At 53.3% G+C, this 13,543-nt stretch carries 5 protein-coding genes and 1 pseudogene; all 6 read right to left on the reverse strand.

From position 1 onward, the window contains the following. Positions 1–108: 108 nt before the first annotated feature. Positions 109–900 (reverse strand): enoyl-CoA hydratase, encoded by a 792-nt coding sequence (locus tag EV681_RS11225; RefSeq protein WP_130303960.1) that lies wholly within the window; start codon positions 898–900, stop codon positions 109–111. Between the two features lie 7 nt (positions 901–907). After that, positions 908–1,831: a Bug family tripartite tricarboxylate transporter substrate binding protein gene (locus EV681_RS11230; protein WP_242612228.1), complete on the reverse strand. Its 924-nt coding sequence runs from the start codon at positions 1,829–1,831 to the stop codon at positions 908–910. A 76-nt stretch (positions 1,832–1,907) separates the two neighbouring features. Next, entirely contained in the window at positions 1,908–3,068 is a 1,161-nt protein-coding gene (locus EV681_RS11235; protein WP_130304076.1) for a CaiB/BaiF CoA transferase family protein, read from the reverse strand. Between the two features lie 432 nt (positions 3,069–3,500). Beyond that, positions 3,501–4,352, reverse strand: a complete 852-nt coding sequence (gene bamE, locus EV681_RS11240; RefSeq protein WP_242612201.1) for an outer membrane protein assembly factor BamE domain-containing protein — start codon at positions 4,350–4,352, stop codon at positions 3,501–3,503. A 62-nt stretch (positions 4,353–4,414) separates the two neighbouring features. After that, positions 4,415–12,112 carry a YadA-like family protein gene (locus tag EV681_RS11245; RefSeq protein WP_242612202.1) on the reverse strand — a complete coding sequence of 2,566 codons (7,698 nt, stop codon included), beginning with the start codon at positions 12,110–12,112 and terminating at the stop codon, positions 4,415–4,417. Positions 12,113–12,565: 453 nt separating this feature from the next. Continuing rightward, positions 12,566–13,477, reverse strand: a pseudogene (locus EV681_RS22835) (hypothetical protein); the annotation flags it as partial. Positions 13,478–13,543: the final 66 nt, after the last annotated feature.

Genomic DNA, 13,543 nt, shown 5'->3' on the forward strand with positions numbered 1-13,543 from the left:
GCTCCTTTTTGTTTGAAATATGCCAGTTAACATATTATTGTACTGGCTTGTTTCAAACAAAAAGAGAAACGCGATATGAGGCGGTCCTATGGCAGACCGTCACATCAGCTACGCAGACTTGCCTTTCTGTTTGTCTTTTACAAATTGGCCCATGTATTTTTGCGGTTCGCCGGTACCGAACGCTTCTCCGAACTCACGAACGCTATTTTGTATTGATGTCTGCAACGGTTCGTTTTGCCATTCGCGCAGCAAGCGCTTTTGCTGGGCAAGCACTTGCGGTCCGCATTGGGCCAGGCCTGTCGCTACCTGCAATATGTGCGCGTCCAGGTCTGCAAGCGCGACCGCAGCGTCAACCAGGCCCATGTCCAGCGCCTGCTGCCCGTTCACCACTTCGCCCGTCAACAGCAGCCAGGAGGCCCGTGCGCCGCCAATCAGGCGCGGCAACAGTGCCGCATGAATAATGGACGGGATGCCTACTTTTACTTCCGGCATTCCCAGATTGGCAGTGGCAGCGCATATACGCAGATCGCACGCCAGCGCCAGTTCCAGGCCGCCTCCCAGGCACCAGCCCGGAATCCGCGCAATAACAGGCACAGGAAGAAGCCTTACCGCCTCGCACAGTTGCCGCAACAGATCTATGAATGTTACCGCCTGATCTTTGTCAAACGTAGCCATTTCCTTGATATCTGCACCGGCTATATACGCCTTGTCCGCCTCACCACGCAGAATCAGCACGCGAAGGTTTTGGTTGTTGTTCAAATCAGAAAATGCATCCAGCAGGGAGGTAACTACCGGTGTTCCCAATATATTGAGCGTGCCGGCGTTTTTAATACAAAGCGTGCCTATCCCCTGCTCGTCTATCGAAAAAGAAGCATGTGCGTATTCGGTTGCTGTTGTCATTTCATTCTCACAGTTTTTCAAATTTAATGTCATTTACAATTGCCCGCCACTGCGCGTTCGAATCGCGGATGATATTCGCAAAATCCTGGCGGGACGTATAAGCTGGAATCGCGCCTTGTTTTTGCAGCGCTGCAATAACCTGCGGATCAGACAGTGTCTTTTTCACCGCACTGTTCAATGCATCCAGTGTCGCGTCGGGAACCCCGGCCGGCGCGGCCAGACCAAACCATGATGGCGTATTCAACCGGGGATACCCTGCTTCTGCATAGGTCGGCGTATCGGGCAGATTTTTCAGGCGGGTCGGCGAAGCCACCGCCAGTGCACGGATTTTTCCCGCTTCCAGCTGGCCGGCCGAAGATGGATAGTTATCGAACACCACATTTATCTGACCGGCCAGTAGATCGGTCAGCGCCGGCCCCAGTCCCTTGTATGGGACATGCAGCATTTTGGTGTTGGTCGCCTTAAGAAACTGTTCGCCGAACAAATGGCTGTATCCGCCGTTGCCGGACGAACCAAACGAGAATTTTTCCGGATTGGCCTTCAATTGCTGGACCAGTTGGTCGAATGTTTTTATATCCGAGGAAGCCTTGATATCCAGCACACCCGGCACATTGGCCAGATTGCTGATTGGCGCAAAATCCTTGATCGGGTCATACATTTGGTGCTTCTGCACGTTGGGATTCACGCTATGGGAACTTTCCACCGCCATCACCAGCGTATAACCATCGGGCGCTTCGCGGGTTGCTGCCGCGCTGCCGATCGCCCCACCCGCGCCGGGCTTGTTAAGAATAACCACAGGTTGTCCCAGAACATCACCAAGTCCAGAGGCGACAATTCGGGCAACCAGGTCGGTCGTGCCCCCTGGCGCATAGGGAACAATGAGCTTGAGCGGCTTGTTAGGAAAAGCGGCCATGACCGGCAGAGCCGCCATAACCAGGCCGGCGCACAGGCCGGATTGCAAAATGGATAACTTCAATGTATGTCTCCTTAACTGTTATTGGTTCGGTTTAACCGAGCACTGCTTTGGTATGCTCGCCCAGCAAAGGCGGGGGCACGGGACATGAGGTTGATCCGGGCGCGAGCATGGGATTTCGGATCAACGGGATCTGTCCCAGCCGGGGATGAACAGTTGTCTGCAACATTTGGCGATGGCGCACCTGTTCATCAGCGAAAACGTCTTCAAGCGTATTGACTGCTCCCCAGGAAATGCCAAGATCATCCAGCGCCGCAGTCCAGTAACTTCTGGGTTCGGTAATGAGAATGTCTGCAAGTGCAGCCCGCAAGGCTTGCAGATTGCGGATGCGCTCGCTATTGGTCGCAAATCGCTGATCCTCTGCCAGCTCGCTTCGGTCGCAGAATGCGCAGAAGCGTGCAAACTGGGTATCATTGCCAATGGCAAGAATCAGATAGCCATCGCTTGCCCTAAATACTTCATAGGGCGCTAAATTCGGATGTGCGTTGCCGCTACGGGCCGGGTTTTCTCCGGAGATCAGATAATTGGCAGCCTGATTCGCATTCATGGCTACGGCTACATCAAATAAGGCCAGATCCAGCCATGCGCCCTGCCCTGTGCCGTGGCGTTGAAACAGCGCCGCCAATATGGCGGAAGTGGCATACATGCCGGTTGTAATATCGACAACAGCAACGCCAGTGCGCAGCGGACCAGCACCGGGCTCGCCATCAGCGTGCCCGGTATAGCTCATGAGCCCGCCCAGGCCCTGAAATATATAGTCGTAGCCAGGCCTTGCCGATTTTGGGCCCGTCTGGCCATAACCGGTGATGGATGCATACACCAAACGTGGATTAATGAGCCTGATACTCTCGTAGTCCAGGCCGTATTGCTTCAGGGTACCGACCCGATAATTCTCAACCAGGACATCGGCACCGCGAATCAACTCCAGCAGTTTTTCCCGGTCAGGGGCATGCTTGAAATCCAGGCATATTGATTTTTTATTCCGGTTGCAGCACATAAAATACGCTGACATCGACTCCCCGGATTCGGCCTCAAGGTACGGTGGCCCCCACTGACGGGTATCATCACCCGACTCGGGCCGCTCCACTTTAATGACCTCTGCCCCCAAATCGGCCAAATTCTGGGTACACCAGGGTCCTGCCAATATCCGGGACAAGTCAACAACCCGAATACCCGTTAACGCGCCAGCCAGCATAAAAACTCTCAACCCAAAAAAATCCAAAGTGGGTGCAGTCTAGCGTAGCAACTTAAGTCTGATCCAGTTCAAATTTTCGACAGAGTCGTTCGAATATTTCAATCTAAACGAATTGGTTCAGATTCACTGGCTGAATTCCTGCCCTGATCGCTCCCGACGATAGGTACAAAATCGACCTGGGCCGGGTGGCAAGTTTAGAATGCATGAAAAATGCGATGAATATTAATTTTATTGGATTGCTCTACGCAAGCTATGCCGTCAAACCCTGCCGTTCAGGTCAGGATTTGACGGCATAGCTTGAATCATGAAAAAAAGGGCCTTGCTTTTAACGCAAGGCCCACTTTTTCAATCATGCGCTGTTCCCGGGAACAGCGCCATAAGCTGGCTTTAATGACAACTGTGTAGACAAGTGACTGATTTGAATACAGATGCCTACTGTTTCACAGACCTGTCCTGAACGCCTGTCACCTCCAGGGTCACCCGACGATTCGGGCCAAGGCAGGCGATCAAAGACGCTCTATCCAGCGTCTTACTGCATTGTGCATACGCCATTGTCTTACCCGCTCCCCTTGCAGTCATGACGCTCATGGGAACGCCCAAGGTGCCAAGGTACCGCTTTACCGTCTGCGCACGATTCAAAGACAACTGTTGATTATAGGCGTCAGAACCGAGACTATCGGTATAGCCGACAATATCAATGGATTGAACTGGTCCGGACTGCCCGAGAACACGTGCCAGGTCTCTCAATCTTTCCCTGCCCTCAGGCGTCAGGTTGGGCAGATCGGCTTTGTCAAAATTGAACAGACCATCGGCCTCAAGATCGAAGCGCTGTTTTTTTGGGCCTGGCTTTCCAAATGAGCACAGATCGCTTGGTTCGCTCACCGGGCGCATGAAGAAGCTTTGCGCAAGATTGTCCTTGTCGAACAAGACCTTGAACTGGCAGGTTACAACGCGATTTTTTCCGGTGGTTCCTGTATTGAAATGGAACAGATAATCCCACTCCTTGACGCCGAAGAGTCCTTCATGAAAGTGAGGCCGGCCCAGCAAATAATAGAGCTGATCCTTGGTCATTCCTGACCTGACTTCATTCAGGGAATCGCGATTCGGGAATGTTCCCTTTGTATTATTGAATGTCACTTTCTGCGGATCCGGAAATACCGGATTCTTCGTTTTTCCGTCGGAAGTCACGTCGCTCAAAGTTGAGGAACATCCGGCCAAGGCCATGCTGGCAACGGTCACCGCTGCTGCAATTACACGTTTGCTTATTGAATATTTCATGGTCATTTAAAATCATCGATTTGAAAATCAGCCCCGGCAGTGTTCCGGGGCCGGGCTTATTTACTGGATTACCACTGGTAACCGATACCAGCGCCAACCATCGTCTTGCCACGTGTGTTGCCGCTTACACTGCCCTTGATAATCCAGTTTCCGTTATCGGAAACCTTGGACAGGCCTGCCGCAAAGCCTTGCTGGCCAACATACCGGGCAGTTGCAAGCGCGAACATGCTCTTGCCTGGTAAATAGGCTTGTGGCAGATTGGCCATGGCACCGGCTGTGGCAGAGCCGGCATTAGCGTCCTTGGCCACACGATCCAGATTGCTCTGCAGGCGGTTAATCGCCGCAGCCGTGCCGCCAGCCAGGCTATACAACTGACCACCGGTGACAGCATCGGTGCTGCCTTCGGAAATGTCACCAGGGCCGACATTGGAAATGGGTTTTCCGGCAGCATCAATACCCTGTTGCGTCAATGCTGGACCATCAATCACACCGAGATATGATTTGGCAGAAACCACGTCACCTTCCAGCCTGTCGGCTTTGACGGATTCGAAGGTCACGTTCGGCGCGGTGGCAACGGTAACCTGATTGCCATCGCGTGTCAGCTGGATATTGCTACCCTGGTTGAACCCAACAGTGGCACCCGAACCGACTTTCTGAGGCGTATCGTTATTCAGTTGCAGATTCCATCCGCCATTGGCCACGCGACCGATGTTATCAAGGGCATCTGCCACGCTGTTATACTCGCTGCCATCCACACGAATCTTCGTCGACAATGTGCCGGTATCGGCATTGAAGTAGGTGCCACCGCCCAGCGTGTTCGCAATGCTGTTGCCCAGTCCGTACAACTGCTGGCCATTGACCGCCTGCAAGCTATCCTCAGATAACGTTGCCTTGGCAACGTTATTCAGGCTTACCGGCGCAGCCGCATCCTTGCCGACCAGGGTCACGGAATTGGTTACCTCAAACGGAGCGGCAGCAGCATTCTGGCCGTTGGCGTTCGCAGTGTCGCTATACTGCAGAGGCGACGCCGCCGTGGACACGGTCACTTTGGATATGCCGTTTTCCTGGGCCACATTCACCTTCGTATGATTGTCGCCGGCCAGGAACTGCACCTGACCGCCGGTTGCGACCGAACCCACGACCCCAGTGGCGCCCGCAATATCCCAGCCACGAGTGGCAACGGAAGTGACATTGTCGTTAATTGCCGTTAACGCGCTGTTCACGTTATTAAACGTCTTGTCACCGATCTTCAGTCCGGCCGTAACCTTGCCCGTAACCGGATCGAAGATGCTGTCGCCGCCCAAAGCTTGCGCGGTACTATCGCCAACGGTAAACAACTGGCCCGCATTGACGCCATCCTTGCTGTCGGCGGACAGTGTGCCGGCAGCCACGTTGGTCAGCTTCTTGTCGTTCATGTTGATACCATCAACATTGAAAACCGGCCCACCATTGTTGATCGTCAGGCTATCGGCCTTCAGATCGGCCCATGTTGCAATCGTCAGGTCATTGCCAGTGCGAGTCACGTTGATGTTTGTGCCATCAAGGAATTGAACCTTATCGCCAGGCGCCACTTTAGTCGCGGCATCCCCATTGGCTTGCAGGTTCCAGCCCTTATTGACCTCGGCAGTAGTCGATGCCAGGGTAGTGTTCAAGTCACCCAGCGCATCGTTCACATTCGTGAAGGTCTTGTCGCCAACATTCAGCGAAGGTACAACCACGCCGGTATCCGGGTTGAAGGTGCTGTCGCCACCGAATGCTGCAGCGGTGCTGTTACCCACGGCAAACAGCTGGCTGGCATTGACGCCATCCTTGCTGTCGGCAGACAGTGTACCGGGTGCCACATTGGTCAGCTTCTTGTCCTGCATATCAATGCCGGTGCTGCCGATAACAGGCCCACCATTGTTGATCGTCAGGCTATCGGCCTTCAGATCGGCCCATGTTGCAATCGTCAGGTCATTGCCAGTGCGAGTCACGTTGATGTTTGTGCCATCAAGGAACTGAACCTTATCGCCAGGCGCCACTTTAGTAGCGGTATCACCATTGGCTTGCAAGTTCCAGCCCTTGTTGACCTCGGCTGTGGTCGAGGCCAGGGTGGTGTTCAGGTCACTCAGCGCATCATTCACATTCGTGAAGGTCTTGTCGCCGACATTCAGCGAAGGTACAACCACGCCGGTATCCGGGTTGAAGGTGCTATCACCACCGAATGCCGCAGCAGTGCTGTTACCCACGGCAAACAACTGGCTGGCATTGACACCATCCTTGCTGTCGGCAGACAGTGTGCCCGGTGCTACATTGGTCAGCTTCTTGTCCTGCATATCAATGCCGGTGCTGCCGATAACAGGCCCACCATTGTTGATTGTCAAGCTATCGACCGTAAGATCAGGTGTCACGTTGATCTTGATTGCACCATTGTCGTTGACCAGCGCAATATTATCACCGGAGGTAAAGTTCACCTTGTTATCGGCGCTGCTCAATGTCTTGACATCAGCACCATCGATCTGCGTCACAATGCTCTGCAGGGCAGAGTCAGCCTTGGTCAGGCTGCTCTTGGCCGCATCGCTCAGATCAACATTGTAAGTTGTCAGGTTGGTCGCATCGTCCGTTGTTGACGTAACGGCAATCTTGTCAGAACCGCCGGAAACTGCCGTTCCTTTGGCATTGACCGTATAGATCGCCTGCCCGTTGGCTCCCTCGGTTTTCTGGACGCTGGCAATATTGGTGCCTGCCGCAACCTCACTTGCAGCGGCGCCTGCCACAGCGTTCAGCTGGTTCAGATTGACCGCATCCGTGCCTTCGGTGCCATTGGCAATCCCTGTGACTTTCTTGCCGCCCATGTCAATGCCGGCACCGCTGATAACAGGGCCGCCATTGATCGTCAGGCTATCGGCCGTCAATGCAGGCGTGGTGGCAATTGTCAGATCATTACCGTCGCGGCTCACATTGATGTTTGTGCCATCAAGGAATTGAACCTTATCGCCAGGCGCCACTTTAGTCGCGGCATCCCCATTGGCTTGCAGGTTCCAGCCCTTATTGACCTCGGCAGTAGTCGATGCCAGGGTAGTGTTCAAATCACCCAGCGCATCGTTCACATTCGTGAAGGTCTTGTCGCCAACATTCAGCGAAGGTACAACCACGCCGGTATCCGGGTTGAAGGTGCTATCGCCACCGAATGCCGCAGCAGTGCTGTTACCCACGGCAAACAGCTGGCTGGCATTGATGCCATCCTTGCTGTCGGCAGACAGTGTGCCCGGTGCTACATTGGTCAGCTTCTTGTCCTGCATATCAATGCCGGTGCTGCCGATAACAGGCCCACCATTGTTGATTGTCAAGCTATCGACAGTAAGATCAGGTGTCACGTTGATCTTGATTGCACCACTGTCGTTGACCAGCGCAATATTATCACCGGCGGTAAAGTTCACCTTGTTATCGGCGCTGCTCAATGTCTTGACATCAGCACCATCGATCTGCGTCACAATCTCTTGCAAGGCGGAATCAGCCTTGGTCAGGCTGGTCTTGACCGCATCGCTCAGATCAACACCGTAGGTCGTCAGGTTGGTCGCATCGTCCGTTGTTGACGTAACGACAATCTTGTCGGAACCGCCGGAAACCGCAGTGCCTTTGGCATTGACCGTATAGATCGCCTGCCCGTTGGCTCCTTCAGTCTTCTGAACGCTGGCAATATTGGTGCCTGCCGCAACCTCACTTGCAGCTGCGCCTGCCACAGCATTCAACTGGTTCAGATTGACCGCATCCGTGCCTTCGGTGCCATTGGCTACACCAGCGATTTTCTTGCCTCCGGCATCAATACCCGATTTCTTGACGTTCGGACCGCCGGTAATAGTCAGGCCATCGCCATTGACCAGTGTGTCACCGACCTGGATAGAGTCGATATTGAGATTGCGATTCAGACCTACCGTCAGGTTCCTATCGGTTTTTCCAACGACAATATTGTTGTCACCTGTTGCTGGCGAGAGGTCTACCGTCTCACCCGGCGCAATATTGATACTGTCGCTACCATTGGCTGTCAGATTCCAGCCCTGGTTGGCTGTTTGCTTGACTGCGTCCAACTGGCTGACGTTAACCGCATCCTTCGGACCCGTTCCATCGGCAATACCAGTGATCTTCTTGTCGTTCATATTGATGCCATCAACATTGAAGATCGGCCCGCCATTGTTGATTGTCAGACTGTCGGCGGTCAGATCAGGTTTCACACCAATCTTGATTGCACCACTGTCGTTAGTCAGCGCAATATTGTCACCGGAGGTAAAGTTCACCTTGTTATCGGCGCTGCTCAATGTCTTGACATCAGCACCATCGATCTGCGTCACAATCTCTTGCAAGGCGGAATCAGCCTTGGTCAGGCTGGTCTTGACCGCATCGCTCAAATCAACACCGTAGGTCGTCAGGTTGGTCGCATCGTCCGTTGTTGACGTAACGACAATCTTGTCAGAACCGCCGGAAACCGCAGCGCCTTTGGCATTGACCGTATAGATCGCCTGCCCGTTAGCTCCCTCGGTTTTCTGGACGCTGGCAATATTGGTGCCTGCCGCAACCTCACTTGCAGCGGCGCCTGCCACAGCGTTCAACTGATTCAGATTGACCGCATCCGTGCCTTCGGTGCCATTGGCTACACCAGCGATTTTCTTGCCGCCCATGTCAATGCCGGCACTGTTGATAACAGGGCCACCATTGATCGTCAAGCTGTCGGCGGTCAATGTAGGCGTGGTGGCAATCGTCAGATCATTGCCATTACGAGTCACATTGATGTTTGTGCCATCAAGGAATTGAACCTTATCGCCAGGCGCCACTTTAGTCGCGGCATCCCCATTGGCTTGCAGGTTCCAGCCCTTATTGACCTCGGCAGTAGTCGATGCCAGGGTAGTGTTCAAGTCACCCAGCGCATCGTTCACATTCGTGAAGGTCTTGTCGCCAACATTCAGCGAGGGTACAACCACGCCGGTATCCGGGTTGAATACACTATCGCCGCCGAATGCTGCAGCGGTGCTGTTACCCACGGCAAACAGCTGGCTGGCATTGACCCCATCCTTGCTGTCAGCCGACAGTGTGCCCGGTGCTACATAGGTCAGCTTCTTGTCCTTCATGTCAACGCCGGTGCTACCGATAACGGGACCACCGTTGTTGATTGTCAGACTATCGGCCGTCAATGCAGGCGTGGTTGCAATTGTCAGGTCATTACCATTACGCGTCACATTGATGTTTGTGCCATCAATGAACTGAACGGTATCGCCCAGCGCCACCTTGCTGGCAGCATCGCCATTGGCTTGCAGATTCCACCCTTTGGACGCTTCGGACAAGGCATTGTCCGCAATTGTCTTGACGCCATCCAGTTGCGAGAAGTTCACCGCATCACCCGGTGCGCTGCCATCGGCCACATTGGTGACTTTCTTGCCACCCATGTCAATGCCGGCACCGTTGATAACGGGACCACCGTTGTTGATTGTCAGACTATCGACGGTCAGATCAGGTTTCACACCAATCTTGATTGCACCACTGTCGTTAGTCAGCGCAATATTGTCACCGGAGGTAAAGTTCACCTTGTTATCGGCGCTGCTCAATGTCTTGACATCAGCACCATCGATCTGCGTCACAATCTCTTGCAAGGCGGAATCAGCCTTGGTCAGGCTGGTCTTGACCGCATCGCTCAGATCAACACCGTAAGTCGTCAGATTGGTCGCATCGTCCGTTGTTGACGTAACGACAATCTTGTCAGAACCGCCGGAAACCGCAGCGCCTTTGGCATTGACCGTATAGATCGCCTGCCCGTTAGCGCCTTCAGTCTTCTGAACGCTGGCAATATTGGTGCCTGCCGCAACCTCACTTGCAGCGGCGCCTGCCACAGCGTTCAACTGGTTCAGATTGATCGCATCTGTGCCTTCGGTGCCATTGGCTACACCAGCGATTTTCTTGCCGCCCATGTCAATGCCAGCACCGTTGATAACAGGCCCGCCGTTGTTGATTGTCAGACTATCTGCCGTCAATGCAGGCGTGGTTGCAATTGTCAGGTCATTACCATTACGCGTCACATTGATGTTTGTGCCATCAATGAACTGAACGGTATCGCCCAGCGCCACCTTGCTGGCAGCATCGCCATTGGCTTGCAGATTCCACCCTTTGGACGCTTCGGACAAGGCATTGTCCGCAATTGTCTTGACGCCATCCAGTTGCGAGAAGTTCACCGCATCACCCGGTGCGCTGCCATCGGCCACATTAGTGACTTTCTTGCCACCCATGTCAATGCCGGCACCGTTGATAACGGGACCACCGTTGTTGATTGTCAGACTATCGGCGGTCAGATCAGGTTTCACGCCAATCTTGATTGCACCACTGTCGTTAGTCAGCGCAATATTATCACCGGCGGTAAAGTTCACCTTGTTATCGGCGCTGCTCAATGTCTTGACATCAGCACCATCGATCTGCGTCACAATCTCTTGCAAGGCGGAATCAGCCTTGGTCAGGCTGGTCTTGACCGCATCGCTCAGATCAACACCGTAGGTCGTCAGGTTGGTCGCTTCGTCCGTTGTTGACGTAACGGCAATCTTGTCGGAACCGCCGGAAACCGCAGTGCCTTTGGCATTGACCGTATAGATCGCCTGCCCGTTAGCTCCCTCGGTTTTCTGGACGCTGGCAATATTGGTGCCTGCCGCAACCTCACTTGCAGCGGCGCCTGCCACAGCGTTCAACTGATTCAGATTGACCGCATCCGTGCCTTCGGTGCCATTGGCTACACCAGCGATTTTCTTGCCGCCCATGTCAATGCCAGCACCGTTGATAACAGGCCCGCCGTTGTTGATTGTCAGACTATCTGCCGTCAATGCAGGCGTGGTTGCAATTGTCAGGTCATTACCATTACGCGTCACATTGATGTTTGTGCCATCAATGAACTGAACGGTATCGCCCAGCGCCACCTTGCTGGCAGCATCGCCATTGGCTTGCAGATTCCACCCTTTGGACGCTTCGGACAAGGCATTGTCCGCAATTGTCTTGACGCCATCCAGTTGCGAGAAGTTCACCGCATCACCCGGTGCGCTGCCATCGGCCACATTAGTGACTTTCTTGCCACCCATGTCAATGCCGGCACCGTTGATAACAGGGCCGCCATTGTTGATCGTCAGGCTATCTGCCGTCAATGCAGGCGTGGTGGCAATCGTCAGGTCATTACCGTTGCGAGTTACGTTGATATTGGTGCCATCAAGGAACCTTACCTTATCGCCAGGCGCCACTTTGGTCGCAGTATCCCCATTGGCTTGCAGATTCCACCCTTTGGACGCTTCGGACAAGGCATTGTCCGCAATTGTCTTGACACCATCCAATTGTGAGAAGTTCACCGCATCACCCGGTGCGCTGCCATCACCCACATTAGTGATTTTATTACCACCCATATCAACTTTGCCGCCAGAAGCAACAGTTAAGCCGCCTGCACCGATGCTCACCTTGTTAAAGGAAACATCATCTTTCGTTTCAAAGGTGAACGCTTTATCGGCCTGGGTAAGCTTGATATTTTTACCGGCAATGTAGTTCACCGTATCGCCGGCTTTTACAGGGCTTTCCCCATTGCTAGAAACTTCACCATCTGCGGTTGCACTGGCGTTAACGTTAAAGTGGCTTTCATTAATGGCGTTGGCGACAGACCCTGCGGTCACCAGCTTGCCGTTACCTACATCGCCATTGTCTATACTTACTTTGCCATCTGTGACAGAAAGCGTGGCGGTCTTGGCAGAAATTTTTAAGGTACCATCACCTTGCATAGCAGTGCTAATGGTATCCTCACCAAATACTTTTAAGGTGCTGCCCAATTTTCTGGCCGTAGTGGAGCCATCATCTGTCTCAAAGGTAATGGGTTGAGTAACTGCAGTATTTAAAGCACTTAGTGCATCGCCTACATTGTTGTAGTTTTTGCTTTTTTCCTCTGATGGTTTGCCATCCACAAGGTTATAGCTCGGGGCAGTGACGGCGCCGGTTGCTCTACCGTTTTCTGTTACAAGTGTAGAGCCACCGCCTAAGTAGTTTGCGAGGTCAGCGCCTTGGGCTTTGTTTTCGCCAAGTGCTCCAATCGATTCGATGACTCTTCTCGCATCTGCTGGTTTACGGTTATCTTTGGCACTGCCCACATAGATGTCACTACCTAAGCTGATCTCATTGGTCTCGGTATGTACAGTAGTATTTCCCCCCACAATATCGTTTAAGGTGCGGACAGCGTTTAAGCTTCGTTGTGCCATCTCGTTGGTCACAAAAAGTTGGCTTCCATTAATGGCATCGGTGGAACTACTTGAGATTTTGCCAGCGGCGACGTTTTGGATTTGACGCTCCTCACCACTACTCCCCACAGAAACTACGCCTATCGGATTGGTTCCTGCGAATGATTTGGTGAAAGGGGTACCTGTTGCAGGAGTATAGGTATAATTAGCAACAGGTGTTGGTGCAGTGGTTCTTGAATTGGCGCCGAGGGCGACGGAGTTGCCAGAATCAGCGATGGCCCTAGAACCTAAAGCGATGTCATCATTACCTGAAGCCCTGGCACCATAACCTTGGGCGATGGTACCAGTATATAAAGCTTGGGCTGTGGCACCTAAAGCGATAGATTGTCCTGCGGTAGCTCTAGCACTGCTACCCAATGCGATGGAGTCCTCTCCTGTTGCCTGCGTATTGGTTTGCGCTGTATACATAAGTGCACTGTTCTGAAGTCCACTACCCACTGCAGGTGTTTGCGCTGCACCAATGGCAATACCTCGTTTCCCTGTCGCAGTGGCAGAGTGTCCCATGGCTAATGAAGACTCACCAGTGGCAGCGGCAACGTTACCAAAAGACATGGCAAATGGGCCTTTTGAGACCGCCTGTCTTCCCACGGCGATACTGCTGTCGCCTGCGGCATGGCTTCTGGGGCCAACCGATATGGCTGAGTGCGCTGCACGCGCCCAAGTACCAACAGCTACCCCCACATCGCCACTACTGGTCCCTGACCCTAATGCTACCGCACCTAGCTTAACTTGCGAGCCGCGACCTATGGCAATACCCGCTTCTTTCCTTAATGCTAAGGCACCGTATTTTCCTGAGTTGTCGTATTCCAACCCTGTTGGAACTTCAGTAAGCGTTCGGGGAACACATATTGACACGGCCGCGTTAACGGCCGTTGTCTTTTAGTGGGTAGATTCAGGCGTCCAGTTGTGCGGTAACAGTTC

It is taken from the genome of Advenella incenata, assembly GCF_004217095.1.
Taxonomy (GTDB): domain Bacteria; phylum Pseudomonadota; class Gammaproteobacteria; order Burkholderiales; family Burkholderiaceae_B; genus Advenella; species Advenella incenata.

Coding starts and splice junctions, on each gene's coding strand:
- EV681_RS11225 (WP_130303960.1), bottom strand. CDS start 900: ATGACAACAGCAACCGAATACGCACATGCTTCTTTTTCGATAGACGAG.
- EV681_RS11235 (WP_130304076.1), bottom strand. CDS start 3,068: ATGCTGGCTGGCGCGTTAACGGGTATTCGGGTTGTTGACTTGTCCCGG.
- EV681_RS11230 (WP_242612228.1), bottom strand. CDS start 1,831: ATGGCGGCTCTGCCGGTCATGGCCGCTTTTCCTAACAAGCCGCTCAAG.
- EV681_RS11245 (WP_242612202.1), bottom strand. CDS start 12,112: ATGCAAGGTGATGGTACCTTAAAAATTTCTGCCAAGACCGCCACGCTT.
- bamE (WP_242612201.1), bottom strand. CDS start 4,352: ATGACCATGAAATATTCAATAAGCAAACGTGTAATTGCAGCAGCGGTG.